The organism is Pseudomonas putida, assembly GCF_003228315.1.
GTDB classification, from domain to species: Bacteria; Pseudomonadota; Gammaproteobacteria; order Pseudomonadales; family Pseudomonadaceae; genus Aquipseudomonas; species Aquipseudomonas putida_S.
Map to the genome: position 1 here is coordinate 3,647,501 of NZ_CP029693.1, position 17,702 is coordinate 3,665,202.

The window sequence follows — 17,702 nt, forward strand, 5'->3', positions numbered from 1 at the left end:
TTCGCCGTCAACACTTAATTTCGGTTTATTCGGATTTAAGCGTAATACGCGCAAACGCCTTCTTCCCGGCCTGACACACATGGGTCGCACCCAGCGCATACATAAAGGAGCGATCCACTACCTCGCCATCCACACGCACACCGCCCGACCCCAGGAGATCCCGAGCCACAGCCGAGTTTTTCACCAAGCCCGCCTTATTAAGGACAGCCGCGATCGGCATATCTTCAGTAGCGCTCAACTCAATCTCAGGAAGATCATCCGGCAGCTCACCATCTTTCATACGGTTGCCCGCTGCCCGATGAGCATTGGCCGCAGCCTCTTCACCATGGAAGCGCGCAACAATCTCTTCAGCCAGCTTGATCTTGATGTCCCGCGGGTTAGCCCCCGCCTCTACATCAGCACGGAAGGCATTGATTTCATCCATGCTACGGAAGCTGAGCAGCTCGAAATAACGCCACATCAGCGCATCGGGAATGGACACCAGCTTGCTGTACATCACGCCAGGCGCTTCCTGAATGCCTACATAGTTGCCCAAGGACTTGGACATCTTCTTCACGCCATCCAAACCTTCGAGCAGAGGCATGGTCAGAATGCACTGAGCCTCCTGGCCATAACCGCGCTGCAGCTCGCGCCCCATCAGCAGATTGAACTTCTGATCGGTGCCACCCAACTCGACATCCGCGCGCAAGGCAACCGAGTCATACCCCTGAACCAGCGGATAGAGAAACTCGTGAATGGCGATCGGCTGATTAGTGGTGTAGCGCTTATCGAAGTCGTCGCGCTCGAGCATCCGCGCCACGGTGTATTGCGAAGTCAGACGAATGAAGTCAGCCGGCCCCATCTGATCCATCCAGGTGGAGTTGAATGCCACTTCGGTCCTGGCAGGATCAAGAATCTTGAAGACTTGAGTCTTGTAGGTCTCGGCATTTTCCAAAACCTGCTCACGGGTAAGCGGAGGACGCGTCGCACTCTTGCCGCTCGGATCACCAATCATTCCAGTGAAGTCGCCGATCAGGAAGATCACCTGATGCCCCAGCTCCTGGAACTGGCGCAGCTTATTAATAAGCACGGTATGACCCAGGTGCAAATCCGGCGCGGTCGGATCGAAGCCTGCCTTAATACGCAGTGGCTGGCCACGCTTGAGCTTTTCAATCAGCTCGGACTCGACCAACAGTTCTTCCGCACCACGTTTGATCAGCGCTAGCTGCTCTTCAACCGACTTCATAACAGACCCGCAAGACTCAGATTCAAAGGGACCCAACCATACAAGAACGCGCGCCAAATACAAAGTTTGCCCGGCGCACGGACACCCATCCATGAACAGAGTGTCCGCGGACTTGCTTCGATGATGATTTGGTTATATTTTATACAGTTATTTCATATTCATCATGTCATTCATCTTTTCCAATTCATCATTTTTCAAAGTCAAAATTACTTATGACCAAAGAATCGTCTAAAGCGCCACCGCTTTACCCGAAGACCCACCTGCTTGCGGCAAGCGGTATCGCCGCCCTTCTGAGCCTGGCGCTTCTGGTATTTCCTTCCAGTGATGTTGAAGCCAAAAAGACAACCCTGAGTCTTGAACTGGAAAGCCCTGCAGAACAACTGACACAAGATCAAGACGCCGCCGAAGCTGTTCAAGCCACAAATGAGCCGACCGAGTCCCCTTTTGCGCAGATCGACAACAGTGCAGAAGATACTGCGGAAACCGCTCAAGCCACCCCCGCGCCGGTAGCTGAAGAAAAGAAGGCACCAAACCACAGGGAAGTGATCGTCTCCAAGGGAGACACCCTCTCCACCCTGTTCGAGAAAGTAGGTCTGCCAGCCACTGCAGTGCATGAAGTACTGGCCAGCGACAAACAGGCCAAACAGTTCAGCCAACTCAAACATGGGCAGAAACTGGAGTTCGAACTGGGGCATGATGGCCAGTTGGCGAATCTGCACAGCAAGATCAGCGACCTCGAAACCATCACCCTGACCAAGAATGACAAGGGCTACACATTCAACCGCATCACCGCCAAGCCGACTGTGCGCTCCGCCTATGTCCATGGCGTGATCAACAGTTCGCTATCGCAGTCTGCCGCTCGCGCCGGCCTGTCCCATAGCCTGACCATGGATATGGCCAACGTGTTTGGCTATGACGTCGACTTCGCCCAGGACATTCGCCAAGGTGACGAATTTGATGTGATCTACGAGCAGAAAGTGGTCAACGGTAAAGCCGTCGGTAACGGTCCGATCCTGTCCGCGCGCTTCACCAATCGCGGCAAGACCTATACCGCTGTGCGTTACACCAACAAGCAAGGCAACAGCAGCTATTACACCGCCGATGGTAATAGCATGCGCAAGGCATTCATCCGTACCCCGGTTGACTTCGCACGTATCAGCTCCAAGTTCTCGATGGGCCGCAAGCACCCGATCCTGAACAAGATCCGCGCCCACAAAGGCGTGGACTATGCCGCTCCACGCGGCACACCAATCAAGGCAGCCGGCGACGGCAAAGTGTTGCTGGCTGGCCGTCGCGGCGGTTATGGCAATACCGTGATCATCCAGCACGGCAATACCTACCGTACGCTCTACGGCCACATGCAGGGCTTTGCCAAAGGTGTCCAGACAGGCAGCAATGTCAAACAAGGCCAGGTGATTGGCTACATTGGCACCACCGGCCTATCTACCGGCCCGCACCTGCACTATGAGTTCCAGGTCAACGGCGTGCACGTCGATCCACTGGGACAAAAAGTGGCAATGGCCGACCCGATCTCCAAGGCCGAACGCGCTCGTTTCCTCGCGCAAAGCCAGCCGCTTATGGCGCGCATGGACCAGGAAAAAGCCACCCAACTGGCTTCGAGCAAGCGTTAAGACATGGCGTTCTATATAGGTGTGATGTCCGGGACCAGCCTCGATGGACTGGACATCGCGCTGATCGAGCAGAGTCCGGCGATCCGACTGATCGCCACACACTACATCCCCATGCCTGACTCCCTGCGCACAGAACTGCTTGGTTTGTGCGCCAGCGGCCCGGACGAGATTGCCCGCTCTGCCATCGCCCAGCAAAACTGGGTGAAACTGGCGGCGCAGGGCATCAACGCCCTCCTCGCTCAACAACACCTCAAACCTGAAGACATTCGCGCGATTGGCAGCCATGGGCAGACCATTCGCCACGAGCCAGCGCGAGGCTTCACGATACAAATTGGCAACCCCGCACTACTGACCGAGATGACCGGCATCACAGTGGTCAGCGACTTCCGCAGCCGCGACGTGGCTGCCGGCGGTCAAGGTGCACCGCTGGTTCCAGCCTTTCACGAGGCCTTGTTCGAAGAGCAGGCCGGCAACCGTGCCGTGTTGAACATCGGCGGCTTCAGCAATCTCAGCCTGATCGAGCCCGGCAAACCTGTAGCCGGTTTCGATTGTGGCCCCGGGAATGTGCTGCTGGATGCCTGGATTCACCAGCAACGGGGTGAAAACTATGATCGCGACGGCCAATGGGCAGCCACCGGCAAGGTTGAACCAGCCCTGTTAAAAGCGCTGCTTAACGACCCGTTCTTTGTGACAAAGGGCCCGAAAAGTACCGGCCGCGAAGTGTTCAACCTGCACTGGTTGATGCAGCAGCTCGCGCAGTTGCCAGCTTTTGCTGCCAACGATATCCAGGCCACACTGCTTGAGCTGACCGCACTGACTATCATCGAGTCACTGCAAAGCGCACAGGCAGACACACAGGAATTGCTGGTCTGCGGCGGCGGCGCGCACAACACTGCGCTGATGAATCGCCTGGCCAGCCTGCTGCCCAATGCATCAGTCAGCAGCACAGCCGCCTATGGCGTAGACCCGGACTGGGTTGAGGCCATGGCCTTCGCCTGGCTGGCCCACTGTTGCCTCGAAGGCATCGCAGCCAACCGCCCGAGTGTCACTGGCGCCCGGGGTTTGCGCGTACTGGGCGCCATCTACCCCGCCTGAACACCACACAGCAAAACGCCGCATGACCTTGAGGCCATGCGGCGTTTTGTTGATACAGACGCGCAGATCAGATCGAGAACGAAGAACCGCAACCACAGGTAGTGGTCGCATTCGGGTTCTTGATGACGAAACGCGAACCTTCCAGACCTTCCTGATAATCCACCTCGGCACCCGCCAGGTACTGGAAGCTCATCGGATCGACAACCAGACTTACACCTTCGCGCTCGACGATGGTGTCATCATCGGCCACTTCTTCATCGAAGGTGAAGCCGTACTGAAAACCTGAACAACCGCCGCCCGTAACGAATACGCGCAGCTTCAAGCGATCATTCCCCTCTTCATCGACCAGGCTCTTCACCTTGTGCGCGGCACCGTGGGTGAATTGCAAAGCCGTGGGGGTGAAGGATTCGACGCTCATGCTGACTATCTCCCGGCGCTAAGCCGTCATATTGCGTGATGACGCGCATTATCCGCTTGTCCTAGAAAATCGGTCAACTATTGTTATGGTATATCAACCACTCCTTTCGTCGACCCCGAATGCAAAAAGGCCCGTTCAACGGGCCTTTTTACAGCTAAGGACTAACGCCTTACGGCAGCATGCCCGCGTGGGACAGGCCCAGACGCTCATCCAGCCCGAACAGGATGTTCATGTTCTGAACCGCCTGACCCGATGCGCCCTTGACCAGATTGTCGATCACCGACAACACCACCACCAGATCGCCATCCTGCGGACGGTGCACCGCGATACGACAAACGTTGGCACCACGCACACTACGGGTTTCCGGATGACTGCCGGCCGGCATCACGTCGACGAACGGCTCGTTGGCATAGCGCTTTTCAAACAGCGCCTGCAGGTCGACCGAGCGATCAACGACCGTCGCATACAGCGTGGAATGAATGCCACGGATCATCGGTGTCAGGTGAGGAACGAAGGTCAGACCAACATCCTTGCCCGCAGCACGACGCAGCCCCTGACGGATTTCCGGCAAGTGACGATGCCCTTTGACGGCGTAAGCCTTCATGCTTTCCGACGTTTCGGAATACAGCGAACCCACAGCAGCGCCGCGACCGGCACCACTGACACCGGACTTGCAGTCCGCGATCAGACGCGAAGCATCGGCCAGACCTGCCTCAAGCAATGGCAGGAAACCCAACTGCGTTGCAGTCGGATAGCAGCCCGGCACAGCGATCAGGCGTGCCTTCTTGATCTGTTCGCGATTGACTTCCGGCAGACCGTAGACAGCCTCGTCCAGCAATTCCGGCGCGCCATGGGGCTGGCCATACCATTTGGCCCACTCATCGGCATCTTGCAGGCGGAAGTCCGCAGACAGATCGATGACCTTGGTTCCGGCTGCCAGCAGCTCGCCCGCCAAGGCATGAGCCACACCGTGAGGCGTTGCAAAGAACACCACGTCGCAAGCACCCAGGGTCTTGATGTCCGGAACACTGAACGCCAGGCCGTCGTAGTGACCTCGCAGGTTCGGATACATGTCGGCCACGGCCAGGCCAGCCTCGGATCGGGAAGTGATGACAACCACTTCAGCTTGCGGATGTTGCGCCAACAGACGCAGCAGTTCGACACCTGTGTAACCCGTGCCGCCGACGATACCGACCTTGACCATAAACCTGCCCTCAACGAACCCACTGGAAAGCCGTCGATAATAGGGGCCGCGCGCCCCTGCGACAACCGGCAAGGTGACGATCGGAGGCTCAAGCCTCTACTATCCCGGCTACCGTGAACCTGGGAATAACCAAAATGCTTTATCTATGGCTCAAAGCTTTTCACATCATCAGCGTCGTATGCTGGTTTGCCGGTCTGTTTTATCTGCCACGGCTGTTCGTTTATCACGCACAAAGTGAGGATGCGATCAGCAAGGAACGCTTCAGCGTCATGGAGCGCAAGCTGTATCGCGGCATCATGGGGCCGGCGATGATCGCTACATTGATTTTCGGTATCGCAATGATCAGCCTGAACCCAGGCATCTTCAGTCTGGGCAAGTGGATTCACGTCAAGCTGACCCTGGTGGTCTTGCTGATCGGTTACCACCACATGTGCGGCGCTCAGGTGAAGCGTTTTGCCCGTGGCGAGAACACCCGTAGCCATGTCTTTTATCGCTGGTTCAATGAAGTGCCGGTTCTGATATTGCTGGCTATCGTAATTCTGGTCGTCGTCCGACCGTTCTGAATCCAACACGCACCAGTCACCGGGGTATTCCAATGTCGCTACCCGCTTTGCTCGAAAACCGTTTGCGCCTGCCCGTGGTCGCTGCGCCAATGTTTCTGATCTCCAACCCGCAACTGGTCCTCGCCTGCTGCCGTAATGGTGTCGTGGGCAGCTTTCCTGCTCTCAACCAGCGCGAGAGCAGTGGATTCAAGGCTTGGCTGGAGGAAATCGAAGCCGGGCTGGCAACATTGGAGAACCCCGCGCCGTACGCGGTGAATCTGATTGTCCACAACAGTAATCCGCGACTGCAGGCAGACCTGGATATCTGCATCGAGCACAAAGTGCCGATCATCATCACCAGCCTGGGTGCCGTGAAAGAAGTGGTTGATGCCGTCCACAGCTACGGCGGCCTGGTGTTCCACGATGTAACGACCCGTCGCCATGCCGAAAAAGCCGCCGAGGCCGGAGTGGACGGATTGATCGCCGTCGCCGCAGGTGCAGGCGGACATGCAGGGACCTGGAGCCCCTTCTCGCTCATCGCCGAGATCCGCCAATTCTTCGACAAGACGCTATTGCTGGCCGGGTGCCTGAACCACGGTCACGAAATACTCGCCGCGCAACTGCTCGGTGCAGACCTTGCCTACTTCGGTACGCGCTTTATCGGCACCGCCGAAAGCCATGCACCCGACGCCTATAAAGACATGCTGCTCAGCTCCAAGGCCGCAGACATCATCCATACTCCAGCCGTGTCCGGCGTTCCAGCCAGCTTCATGCGTCAGAGCCTGGAAGCTGCCGGTTTCGACATGCTGGCGCTGCAAAACAAGGGTGAGGTCAACTTCGGTTCCAAGCTCAAGCCGCTGAGCGATGAAGCCAAAGCCTGGAAGACCGTATGGTCCGCAGGTCAGGGCGTCGGTGAAATCGATGATTTGCCGAGTATCGAGGAACTGGTCGCACGACTCGACACCGAGTACCGCACAGCCCTGGAACAGGCCGCACAGCTTCGCCAGCACTGGCCACGCTGAACGGAATGGGTCAGTCATCTCCTGGCTGGCCCTGCACACCAAGCCATCTAAAACTTGTGACAAGGATGCCTCGGCAATGAGCGAAAACCGCTTCAAGATCGTGTTCGACGGCACGCTGTTGCCAGGTGTCGATATCACCACTGCAAAGCGCAATCTCGCCGCGTTGTACAAAAGCGAAGTCACCGCCGTCGAACGTCTTTTCAGCGGCCGGCCCGTCACACTCAAACGCGACCTCTCACAGGCCGATGCACAGGCTTACCTGCATGCATTGAAGAACACCGGCATCGATGCCCGCATCGAACCCGAAACCTCAATCGAACTGAGCCTGTCGGATGTCCACCATGACGGACCTGTTGCCACCCCGATAGAGCCCGAATCCCCTTACGCGCCACCGAGAGCCAATGTCGGTGAAAGCGTGCCCGGGTTTGCCACCCTCAAACCGTTCAGCGTCGAAGGCCGAATCGGCCGCCTGCGTTTTCTCGCCTGGACCATGGTGCTGAGCCTGGTGACCCTGCCCATTGTCGGCGTGTTCGCGCTCATTGGCCTCGGGCTGGTCAGCAGCGACTCAACCACAGGCCTCATCATCGGCGGCATCTTTGCGTTCTTCCTGTTCCTCGCGTTCTTGATCATCAGCATTCTGTTCACCGTTCAGCGCCTGCACGATATCGGCTGGTCAGGCTGGCTCTGGCTGCTGAATCTCGTCCCCTTCGTGGGCAGTTTCTTCCCGCTGGTGATCACGGTCGTGCCCGGCAATACCGGCACCAACCGTTACGGCCCGCCTCCCCCACCCAACAGCACAGCGGTCAAGGTGCTGTGTTCACTGTGGATTGTGCTCATCGGCCTGGGTTTCGTGGGTGCAATGATGGGCGGAATCTCCACGATCCAGCAGGAATACGAAAGCAGCCTGGAAAGCAGCTACGAAAGTGGCCCGGTGGTCACCGATGAAATAGACGTCGAGAGCGAATCACCCGCAAATTCCACCGACGATGCAGCCGAACCAGCCCAGCCCCCTGTAGACTCTGCGCAAGAATGAACAGCGCTCCCTGCCCGTGACACCTGCGGTGCAGCGCGCAGCTGTTGCGATGGAGAACTGCATGACCCGTTACGCTCTGATCACCGGCGCCTCCAGCGGCATTGGCCTGGCGATGGCCGAAGCACTGGCCCGGCGCGGCCGCAGCCTGATACTGGTGGCCCGACAGCGTGATCAGCTGGAAAGTATTGCGATTGAACTGACTCAACGATTTGGCGTGGAAGTGTTGTTCCGCGCCTGCGATCTGGGTGAGCCCTTGCGCCTGTCCGGCTTTTTGCTGGAACTGGAAGAAGGTGACCGACAGATCGACTTGCTGGTCAATTGCGCAGGAATCGGCACTTGCGGCCCGTTCCTGGCGCAGGACTGGATGACCGAGCAAGACCTGATCGAAGTGAACATCCTCGCGCTCACTCGCCTTTGCCACGCCATCGGCAACAGTATGGCGCTGCAAGGCGGCGGGCAGATTTTGAACGTCGCCTCGGTTGCAGCCTTCCATCCCGGTCCGTGGATGAGCACCTATTACGCGAGCAAGGCGTATGTGCTGCACTTTTCCGAAGGCTTGCGCGTCGAACTGAAAAAATGTGCGGTCAAGGTGTCGGTGCTGTGCCCGGGTCCGACCCGTACCGGTTTTTTCCGCACGGCGCAGTTGAACGCAGACAAACTGGCGAACAGCAAATTGCTGATGAGTCCCGAAGAGGTCGCACTCTATACCGTTCGGGCACTGGATAAAAATCGCGCAATCATCATTCCCGGGCGGCGCAACCGCTGGTTTGCCACCCTGCCCCGCTTCGGCTCGCGCTGGCTGATCAGGACAATCACCGGGATGGTCAACAAGGCTTACTGCCCACGCTAAATGGCTTGCTGGCAAAAGGCTGGGCTCGAGCATGTACCGTGAGTACACTCAGGCCAGCTCAAACAACGGAGAAAACTGCTGTGGATACTCTGTTCACCAAGATCATCAACCGGGAAATCCCGGCGAAGATCATTTACGAGGACGACAAGGTACTGGCCTTCCACGACATCGCCCCACAGGCACCGGTGCATTTTCTGGTGATTCCGAAAAAACCGGTACGCACCTTGAACGACCTGACCGAGGACGACAAGGCTCTGGCCGGACACATCTTGTTCACCGCCCAGCGCCTGGCCCTGGAACTGGGCTGTGAAAAAGGCTTTCGTGTGGTGATGAACTGCAATGAAGAAGGCGGCCAGACCGTCTATCACATTCACATGCACGTGCTTGGGCAGCGTCAGATGCACTGGCCGCCGGGCTGATTCTCCACATATTCCTGTAGGAGCAAGGCTTGCCCGCGATGGCGATCTTAAGGGCGCCATCGCGGGCAAGCCTTGCTCCTACAGATTAGTTAGTACCTCACTTGAAGTGACCCAACGCAAACCATCCCCGGCCGATTGGGTTAAACTGGCCGCCGAGATTCCTCCGGAGGTCAGCATGACTACCCAACGTCACTACTCGCCAATCGACCGCCTTCTGCTGCAAGCCGATGCCGCGATGCGCACCCTGCTGCCCTTCAGTGGCCAACCGTACCGTCCATCGCCCGCCATTGTGCAGCCCGATGCAAAAATGAGCGACGAAGACACCCGGCACGTGGCCGGCCTGATGCGCATCAACCATACCGGTGAAGTCTGCGCCCAGGCGCTGTATCAGGGACAAGCCCTGACTGCCAAACTGCCGCAGGTTCGAGCCGCCATGGAACATGCCGCCGAAGAAGAAATCGATCATCTGGTCTGGTGCGAGCAACGTATTCACCAGTTGGGTAGCCACACCAGCATTCTCAATCCGTTGTTCTATGGCATGTCCTTCGGGATTGGCGCAGTCGCGGGACTGATCAGCGACAAGGTCAGCCTGGGCTTCGTCGCAGCGACGGAAGATCAGGTGTGCAAGCACTTGAACGAACACCTTGAGCAACTGCCGGCGGAGGACGAAAAGTCCCGGGCGATCCTGGAACAGATGCGCATCGATGAAGAGCAGCACGCCGAAAGCGCACTGGAGGCTGGCGGTTTCCGTTTTCCGGCACCGGTGAAGTTCGGTATGAGCTTGATGGCCAAAGTGATGACCAAGAGCACTTATCGGATCTGATATCACCCTGCCTGGAAAATCGCTTTCGCGAGCAGGCTCGCTCCCACAGGGGAACGGCGATAGAAACGAAAAAGGCGACTGCCGTGAGGGAGTCGCCTTTTTTGTGTTCGAAGATCTTAGTTCGACATGTTGCGAGCGTAGAAGATTTCGAGCATTTCATGTTTCACACGTTCGGTCACCTGAGCACGTTGCTCGGTCGACAGGTTGCTGGTGGCGTCGCCGAACAGGTAGTTATCCAGTTCGAAGTTCTTCAGCAGCATTTTGGTGTGGAACAGGTTCTCCTGGTACACGTTCACGTCGGTCATCTGGTACGCGTCGCGGGTGTCTTCGGAGAGATAGTTCTGGATCGAATTGATCTCGTGGTCGATGAAGTGCTTTTTGCCTTCAACGTCACGGGTAAAGCCGCGCACTCGGTAGTCCACGGTCACAATGTCCGAATCGAACTGGTGAATCAGGAAGTTGAGCGCTTTGAGCGGTGAAATGACCCCGCACGTCGACACGTCGATATCCACACGGAAGGTCGCAATACCGTCGTCCGGATGGATTTCCGGGTAGGTGTGCACCGTGATGTGGCTCTTGTCGAGGTGGGCCAGGATGATTTCCGGCAATGGGCCTGGGGATTCTTCGATCTGGCTTTCGGTCGGCGTGACCGGCTCTTCAGAAATCAGAATCGTGACGCTGGCGCCCTGTGGTTCGTAGTCCTGACTGGCAATGTTCAGGATGTTGGCACCAATGATATCGACAACTTCCGTGAGGATCTGCGTCAGGCGCTTGGCGTTGTACTCTTTATTGATGTACTCGACGTAAGCCTGTTGGTCTTGCGGGGTTTCCGCGTAGCAGATGTCATAGATGTTGAAGCTCAAGGTCTTTGTCAGGTTATTGAACCCGTGGAGCTTGAGTTTGCTTTTCACCGTTAAAAACTCTCTATGTATTGCGGCCCGGCCGCGTGATCAAGCATGCCCGTCAGATGCGAACGACGCACCTGCGTAGGACGGTTAACACCTCTTCGCGATGGCGATTTTGGTTGTCTGTTCGGGCGTGCGGCCTGTCGACTGACGGGCCACTACCCTGAAAAAAAGGTGGCGCATTATGCAGACGTCAGCAGGGGATCGCCAGAGTCTGCACTGCTTTTATGATAGTTGAATGTCGGTTCAACCCAGCTCGATGATTTCGTAGTCGTGGGTGATCTCGACACCCGCGGCACCCAGCATGATCGACGCCGAGCAATACTTCTCTGCGGAGAGTTCAATGGCACGCTTGACCTGGGCTTCTTTCAGCCCGCGCCCCTTGACCACGAAGTGCATGTGGATCTTGGTGAAGACCTTCGGATCTTCGGTGGCGCGCTCGGCTTCGAGGAACGCTTCGCAGCTTTCGACCGCCTGGCGGGACTTTTTGAGAATGCTGACCACGTCGAAATTACTACAACCACCAACACCCAGCAGGAGCATTTCCATTGGCCGGACACCCAGGTTACGACCGCCGGCATCGGGCGGACCATCCATGACCACGACATGACCGCTGCCGGATTCGCCGAGGAACATGGCTTCGCCAGCCCATTGGATGCGTGCCTTCATCGCCAAGACTCCACTGAATAAAAAAGGGTCGCCAGCTTAGCACAGGCCCTTGCTAGACAGCGCTGGCTTCCTAGGACGCGTCCTACAGCCTTATAGGTAATTACTCGAATAATTCAGGAAGTGTCTGTTAAGCTGACGTCAATTCACTGGCGCATAGCCAGTTATACCGTAGCTTCCGCAATTCATAAAAAAACCAAACACACCGTGCAGTCTTTTCGGGATACAACCATGGTTGCTATTACCCCCACACCCAAGATCAAGAACCTCGACAAGCTATTGATGCATTGCCAGCGCCGGCGTTATCAGGCCAAGAGCAACATCATTTGCGCCGGCGACCGCGCCGAAACGCTGTTCTTCATCCTCAAAGGTTCAGTCACGATCCTGATCGAGGATGACGACGGCCGGGAAATGATCATCGCCTACCTCAATGCCGGTGACTTCTTCGGTGAGTTGGGTCTGTTTGAACAGGCAGGCCTGGAGCAGGAGCGCAGCGCCTGGGTACGCGCCAAGGTGGAATGCGAGGTCGCGGAAATCAGCTATGCAAAATTCCGTGAATTGTCGCAGCAGGACCCAGACATCCTTTACGTGTTAAGCGGACAAATCGCACAGCGGCTGCGCAACACCACTCGCAAGGTCGGTGACCTGGCCTTTTTCGACGTGACCGGCCGCGTTGCCCGCTGCCTGCTGGAACTGTGCAAGCAGCCCGACGCAATGACTCACCCCGACGGCATGCAGATCAAGGTCACCCGCCAGGAAATCGGGCGGATTGTCGGATGTTCGCGGGAGATGGTCGGTCGCGTGCTCAAGGACCTGGAAGAACGCAACCTGGTGGACGTCAAGGGCAAGACCATGGTGGTTTTCGGTACGCGCTAAGCGCGAAACCTAGCTGTTGAACATCTGCGCCAGCATCAGCCGATAGAGTTCATCGAGACGTGCCAGCGCATCCGGCGCCGTGAACTTCTCGTGCAGGGCGATGTGGCTTTCGGCACGCACCCGCTGCTCCAGACCACACGCCTCATTGAAACGATTGACCGCAGCGACCATCGATTCACGCTCGTTGTCCACAAGCATTGCACCGTGCACCAGCCCTACCGGGCGCTGACCGCCCTGACTCTGGCGCCAGCGCTGGGCAGTGCCGACCATCTTGCGTCCATCGAGATTGACGTTGAAACGGCCATCGCAAAACGCGCCGTCGATTTCCCCCAGTGACGAAGTCCCACCCAACTCATCCAGCAAATCACAGATTGGATCGCACAAACGCCGGTAGCCGGACTCGATTCGGTTCAAGTCACCTTCGCTGCGCGGTGGTGCGTAAACCAGAGCGATATTGATCGTCGACGCCGATTGCGGGACCGGTTCGCCACCGGTTTCGCGCAGCAGTACTGGCCAGCCGGCAGCGGCGGAAACCTCACAGGCATGATCGAAGCCAGGCAGGCGATTCAATCGGCGTGGCATGACCAGCGCCCGATCGCTTGGCTGCCAGAACAGCAGACCGAATTCGGCGTTGCCGGCGCAGACCGAGGCCAGTGAATCCTGTTCGGCTTGCAGGCCAGCTTCGATGGTCAGGGAGATGGGTGAGGTCATAAGCGATTCCGTAGGACATGAAGTCTGTGGTGCATCTTATGCCGTCTTCGCGAGCAGGCTCGCTCCTACAAGGGAAAGCATTCCAATGTGGGAGCGAGCCTGCTCGCGAAGGGGTCGACTCATTTTGAAGACAATCAGTCGAGGGTCGAACCGCTGACAGGAACACCACGCTCCGGGAAGAACAAACGCTGCAACTCAGTACCCGGGCTCTCCGCACGCATGAACGCTTCACCCACCAGGAACGCATAAACGTCGCTGATTTCCATCAGTTCGACATCGGCGCGATTGAGAATGCCGCTTTCGGTGATCACCAGGCGATCGCGGGGGATGCGCGGCAACAGGTCGAGGGTGGTTTCCAAGCTGACATCAAAGGTGTGCAGGTTGCGGTTGTTGATACCCACCAATGGCGTATCAAGGGTTTTCAACGCCCGCTCCAGTTCGTCACCATCGTGAACCTCCACCAGCACATCAAGACCAACGCCTTTTGCCACGGAGGCCAGTTCGGCCATCTTCACGTCATCCAGAGCGGAAACGATCAACAGCACGCAATCGGCGCCCAGCGCACGGGCTTCGACGATCTGGTACGGATCGATCATGAAGTCCTTGCGGATCACCGGCAGCTTGCAGGCCGCGCGCGCCTGTTGCAGGTAAGCGTCGGCGCCCTGGAAGAAATCGATATCGGTCAGCACCGAAAGGCAGGTCGCACCACCCTTCTCGTAACTTTTGGCGATATCGGCGGGAACGAAGTTCTCGCGGATCACGCCTTTGCTCGGCGACGCTTTCTTGATCTCGGCAATGACTGCCGGTTGTTTCAGCTTGGCCTGAGCCAGCATCGCCCTGGCGAAACCGCGGGGTGCATCGGCCGCCTTGGCCAGATTCTCCAGCTCGGCCAGGCTGACGCGAGCGCTACGCTCGGCAACTTCCTCGACTTTTCGCGCCAGAATCTTTTCCAGAACCGTCGGTACACTCATCCCTCATTCTCCACTTTGAATACCGCGGTAAACGCACCCAACTCCTCGAGCTTCTCCCGAGCCAGACCGGTGTGCAGCGCATCGTGCGCCAGGGCAACGCCCTCTTTGAGACTGCTGGCGTGATCGGCGGCGTACAACGCGGCACCTGCGTTGAGCATGATCATTTCGGCAGCCTTCTGACCGTTTTCGGTTTTGCGCTTGCCTAATGCATCGCGAATCAGCTCAAGGGAAGCCGCCGGGCTTTCTACGGCCAGGCCATGCAGGCTCTGGCTTTTCATGCCCAGGTCTTCCGGCTCGACCCAGTATTCGGTGATCTGGTCGTTCTTCAGCTCCGCCACGTAGGTCGGTGCGGCCAGACTGAACTCGTCCAGGCCATCCTTGGAATGCACCACCAGCACATGCTTGCTGCCCAGACGTTGCAGCACTTCGGCCAATGGCCGGCACAACGCCTGAGTGAACACGCCCACCACCTGATGCTTCACACCGGCCGGATTCGTAAGCGGGCCGAGCATGTTGAACAAGGTACGCAGCCCCAGGTCCTTGCGCGGACCGGCGGCATGCTTCATGGCACTGTGGTGGGTCTGGGCGAACATGAAACCGATACCGACGTTATCGATGCAGCGCGCCACTTGTACCGGCGTCAGGTTGAGGTAGATACCGGCCGCTTCCAGCAAGTCGGCACTGCCGCTCTTGCCCGATACCGCACGGTTGCCATGCTTGGCCACGGTGCAGCCTGCCGCCGACACCACAAAGGCAGAAGCGGTTGACACGTTGAAAATATTGGCACCGTCACCACCGGTCCCCACCACATCGACCACGCCGTCGAGGGTCTTGAGCTCGACTTTGTCCGCCAGCTCACGCATCACCGATACGGCACCGACGATTTCATCGATGCTTTCGCTCTTCATGCGCATGGCCATCATGAACGCACCGATCTGCGCGTCCGTGCACTGCCCGGTCATGATCTCGCGCATCACATCGCGCATTTCTTCGGTGCTGAGGTCGAGGTGATCGACGATACGGCTCAGGGCTGTCTTGATATTCATGAAAAGTCCTTAGCGCGTGCCGCCGGTTTGTTTGAGGAAGTTGGCGAACAGTTCGTGGCCCTGCTCGGTCAGGATCGACTCGGGGTGGAACTGCACGCCTTCGATGTTCAGGGTCTTGTGACGCAGGCCCATGATCTCGTCGATCGAACCGTCCTCGAACTGGGTCCAGGCGGTCAGCTCGAGGCAATCGGGCAGGGTTTCGCGTTTGACGATCAATGAATGATAGCGGGTAACCGTCAGCGGATTATTCAAGCCCGCGAAGACGCCCTTGTCTTCGTGGAACACCGGGCTGGTCTTGCCGTGCATGACCTGGCGGGCACGGACCACATCACCGCCAAAGGCCTGGCCGATCGACTGATGGCCCAGGCACACACCGAGGATTGGCAGCTTGCCGCCAAAGTGCTTGATCACGTCAATCGAGACGCCGGCTTCGGTCGGGGTGCAGGGGCCTGGGGATACGACGATGCGCTCAGGGTTGAGGGCTTCGATTTCGGCAACGGTCAATTCATCGTTGCGCACGACTTTGACCTGGGAGCCCAGCTCACCCAGGTACTGCACAACGTTGTAGGTAAAAGAGTCGTAGTTATCGATCATCAGCAACATGGCGTTAAGAACCTCTAGAATTCACTGACTACTAATACGGCCTTCGCATGAGTGGCCCGTCGCGTCCAGCGCTTGATCGCTCAAGGCGGCCGGCAGACGGGCAACGCTCATGGGTCAGCCTTGCGGAGTTTGTTCAGCCAGGGCCACGGCACGGAACATCGCGCGGCGCTTGTTCAGGGTTTCTTCCCATTCCAGCGCCGGCACCGAGTCGGCAACGATGCCGCCACCGGCCTGTACGTGCAGTTCGCCGTTCTTGATCACCGCCGTGCGGATCGCGATGGCGGTGTCCATGTTGCCGTTCCAGGCGAAGTAGCCGACGGCGCCGCCGTAGACACCGCGCTTGACCGGTTCCAGTTCGTCGATGATTTCCATGGCGCGGATCTTCGGCGCGCCGGACAGGGTGCCCGCCGGCAGAATCGCCCGCAGCGCGTCCATCGCCGTCAGGCCGGCCTTCAATTGGCCGGTGACGTTGGACACGATGTGCATCACGTTGGAATAACGCTCGATGACCATTTTTTCGGTGAGTTTGACCGAGCCAATTTCCGACACGCGACCGGTGTCGTTGCGACCCAGGTCGATCAGCATCAGGTGCTCGGCGATTTCCTTGGCATCCGACAACAGGTCTTTTTCCAGCGCCAGATCAGCTTCTTCGTTGGCGCCGCGCGGGCGAGTGCCGGCAATCGGGCGCACGGTGATCAGGTTGTCCTCGACCCGCACCAGCACTTCGGGCGAGCTGCCGACGACATGGAAATCACCGAAGTTGAAGAAGTACATGTACGGCGTCGGGTTGAAGCAACGCAGCGCGCGGTACAGATCGATGGGCGCCGCCTTGAAGTCGATCGACATGCGCTGGGACGGTACGACCTGCATGCAGTCACCGGCCAGGATGTACTCCTTGATGGTGTCGACGGCTTTTTCGTAATCGTCCTGGGTAAAACTGGAGCGGAACACCGGGTCAGCCGATTGCTGCTTGCTGAAATCCAGGCCACGGCGCGGAGTGATCGGCTGGCGGAGTTTCTCCAGCAGCTCTTCCAGACGCGCGCGACCTTGCTCGAAAGCGTCTTCATGGGCCGGGTCGGCCAGGACAATCGCATGCATCTTGCCGGCGAGGTTGTCGAACACCACCACCGCATCGGAGACCATCAGCAGAATGTCCGGCACGCCCAGCGGATCCGGATTCGGGCACTTGCCCAGGCGTTTTTCCACATAACGCACGCAGTCGTAACCGAAGTAACCCACCAGACCGCCGTTGAAGCGCGGCAGGCCGGGGATGGTCGGCACGTTGTAGCGAGCCTTGAAGGTTTCGACGAAGGCCAGCGGGTCTTCCACATCATGGCTTTCGGTCTCGACGCCATCGACGGTCACGCTGACGTGGTGATCGTGAACTCGCAGCACAGTGCGGCACGGCAGGCCGATGATCGAATAACGGCCCCACTTTTCGCCGCCTTGCACCGACTCGAGCAGATAGGAGTTGGGTTCGTCAGCCAGTTTCAGGTAGATCGACAGCGGCGTGTCGAAGTCGGCCAGGGTTTCGCAGGCAAGCGGGATGCGGTTGTAGCCGGCAGCGGCCAAACGCAGGAATTCTTCGCGGATCATGATGTGCCTCGTGGCTTGAGGAGCTAACAGTCAGGTATGCAAACGCGCCGGATGACCGGCCAGGAA

The 17,702-nt window shown here is 58.0% G+C and carries 19 protein-coding genes; 9 read left to right on the top strand and 10 right to left on the bottom strand.

The window, feature by feature from the left end:
* Positions 1-25: 25 nt before the first annotated feature.
* Positions 26-1,225 (bottom strand): tyrosine--tRNA ligase, encoded by a 1,200-nt coding sequence (tyrS, locus tag DKY63_RS17065; protein ID WP_110965142.1) that lies wholly within the window; start codon positions 1,223-1,225, stop codon positions 26-28.
* A gap of 212 nt (positions 1,226-1,437) precedes the next feature.
* Here tyrS and DKY63_RS17075 point away from each other — a divergent pair, with 212 nt between their 5' ends.
* Positions 1,438-2,856 carry a peptidoglycan DD-metalloendopeptidase family protein gene (locus tag DKY63_RS17075; protein WP_110965143.1) on the top strand — a complete coding sequence of 473 codons (1,419 nt, stop codon included), beginning with the start codon at positions 1,438-1,440 and terminating at the stop codon, positions 2,854-2,856.
* A 3-nt stretch (positions 2,857-2,859) separates the two neighbouring features.
* Positions 2,860-3,951 (top strand): anhydro-N-acetylmuramic acid kinase, encoded by a 1,092-nt coding sequence (locus DKY63_RS17080; RefSeq protein ID WP_110965144.1) that lies wholly within the window; start codon positions 2,860-2,862, stop codon positions 3,949-3,951.
* A gap of 67 nt (positions 3,952-4,018) precedes the next feature.
* On the opposite strand, the gene erpA is transcribed toward DKY63_RS17080, so the two are convergent.
* Together erpA and argC are read right to left on the bottom strand one after the other, a co-directional pair.
* Positions 4,019-4,369 (bottom strand): iron-sulfur cluster insertion protein ErpA, encoded by a 351-nt coding sequence (gene erpA / locus DKY63_RS17085; RefSeq protein WP_007906865.1) that lies wholly within the window; start codon positions 4,367-4,369, stop codon positions 4,019-4,021.
* A 169-nt stretch (positions 4,370-4,538) separates the two neighbouring features.
* Positions 4,539-5,573: an N-acetyl-gamma-glutamyl-phosphate reductase gene (argC, locus tag DKY63_RS17090; protein ID WP_020798783.1), complete on the bottom strand. Its 1,035-nt coding sequence runs from the start codon at positions 5,571-5,573 to the stop codon at positions 4,539-4,541.
* A 134-nt stretch (positions 5,574-5,707) separates the two neighbouring features.
* Between argC and hemJ the strand changes: the two genes are divergently transcribed.
* From hemJ to coq7, 6 genes are all read left to right on the top strand, one after another.
* Positions 5,708-6,136, top strand: coding sequence for a protoporphyrinogen oxidase HemJ (gene hemJ / locus DKY63_RS17095; RefSeq protein ID WP_110965145.1), 429 nt, complete (start codon positions 5,708-5,710; stop codon positions 6,134-6,136).
* A gap of 32 nt (positions 6,137-6,168) precedes the next feature.
* Positions 6,169-7,137, top strand: a complete 969-nt coding sequence (locus DKY63_RS17100) for an NAD(P)H-dependent flavin oxidoreductase (RefSeq protein ID WP_110965146.1) — start codon at positions 6,169-6,171, stop codon at positions 7,135-7,137.
* Positions 7,138-7,213: 76 nt separating this feature from the next.
* Positions 7,214-8,170: a DUF805 domain-containing protein gene (locus DKY63_RS17105; RefSeq protein WP_110965147.1), complete on the top strand. Its 957-nt coding sequence runs from the start codon at positions 7,214-7,216 to the stop codon at positions 8,168-8,170.
* Positions 8,171-8,231: 61 nt separating this feature from the next.
* Positions 8,232-9,020 (top strand): SDR family NAD(P)-dependent oxidoreductase, encoded by a 789-nt coding sequence (locus DKY63_RS17110; RefSeq protein ID WP_110965148.1) that lies wholly within the window; start codon positions 8,232-8,234, stop codon positions 9,018-9,020.
* Positions 9,021-9,100: 80 nt separating this feature from the next.
* Positions 9,101-9,439, top strand: coding sequence for a histidine triad nucleotide-binding protein (locus tag DKY63_RS17115; protein WP_110965149.1), 339 nt, complete (start codon positions 9,101-9,103; stop codon positions 9,437-9,439).
* Between the two features lie 175 nt (positions 9,440-9,614).
* Positions 9,615-10,262 carry a 2-polyprenyl-3-methyl-6-methoxy-1,4-benzoquinone monooxygenase gene (gene coq7, locus DKY63_RS17120; RefSeq protein ID WP_096515638.1) on the top strand — a complete coding sequence of 216 codons (648 nt, stop codon included), beginning with the start codon at positions 9,615-9,617 and terminating at the stop codon, positions 10,260-10,262.
* Positions 10,263-10,378: 116 nt separating this feature from the next.
* Here coq7 and speD read toward each other — a convergent pair whose 3' ends face one another.
* Together speD and DKY63_RS17130 are read right to left on the bottom strand one after the other, a co-directional pair.
* Positions 10,379-11,173, bottom strand: coding sequence for an adenosylmethionine decarboxylase (speD, locus tag DKY63_RS17125; protein WP_110965150.1), 795 nt, complete (start codon positions 11,171-11,173; stop codon positions 10,379-10,381).
* A gap of 240 nt (positions 11,174-11,413) precedes the next feature.
* A complete protein-coding gene (locus tag DKY63_RS17130) occupies positions 11,414-11,836 on the bottom strand; it encodes an OsmC family protein (protein WP_008061600.1) in 423 nt (140 codons plus the stop codon).
* Positions 11,837-12,064: 228 nt separating this feature from the next.
* On the opposite strand from DKY63_RS17130, the gene crp reads away from it, so the two are divergent.
* Complete coding sequence (gene crp, locus DKY63_RS17135) at positions 12,065-12,709, top strand: cAMP-activated global transcriptional regulator CRP (RefSeq protein WP_110965151.1); 645 nt, start codon at positions 12,065-12,067, stop codon at positions 12,707-12,709.
* Between the two features lie 9 nt (positions 12,710-12,718).
* Here crp and DKY63_RS17140 read toward each other — a convergent pair whose 3' ends face one another.
* The 5 genes from DKY63_RS17140 to trpE all read right to left on the bottom strand — a co-directional run bounded on the left by DKY63_RS17140 (position 12,719) and on the right by trpE (position 17,636).
* Positions 12,719-13,420 carry a lipoate--protein ligase family protein gene (locus DKY63_RS17140; protein WP_110965152.1) on the bottom strand — a complete coding sequence of 234 codons (702 nt, stop codon included), beginning with the start codon at positions 13,418-13,420 and terminating at the stop codon, positions 12,719-12,721.
* 134 nt (positions 13,421-13,554) lie between these two features.
* Positions 13,555-14,391: an indole-3-glycerol phosphate synthase TrpC gene (gene trpC / locus DKY63_RS17145; protein ID WP_110965153.1), complete on the bottom strand. Its 837-nt coding sequence runs from the start codon at positions 14,389-14,391 to the stop codon at positions 13,555-13,557.
* Positions 14,388-15,437 (bottom strand): anthranilate phosphoribosyltransferase, encoded by a 1,050-nt coding sequence (trpD, locus tag DKY63_RS17150; protein WP_110965154.1) that lies wholly within the window; start codon positions 15,435-15,437, stop codon positions 14,388-14,390. Before trpD ends, trpC begins: the two co-directional genes overlap by 4 nt.
* 9 nt (positions 15,438-15,446) lie before the next feature.
* Positions 15,447-16,040 carry an aminodeoxychorismate/anthranilate synthase component II gene (locus DKY63_RS17155; protein WP_110965155.1) on the bottom strand — a complete coding sequence of 198 codons (594 nt, stop codon included), beginning with the start codon at positions 16,038-16,040 and terminating at the stop codon, positions 15,447-15,449.
* Positions 16,041-16,154: 114 nt separating this feature from the next.
* A complete protein-coding gene (trpE, locus tag DKY63_RS17160; protein WP_110965156.1) occupies positions 16,155-17,636 on the bottom strand; it encodes an anthranilate synthase component I in 1,482 nt (493 codons plus the stop codon).
* Between the last annotated feature and the right edge of the window lie 66 nt (positions 17,637-17,702).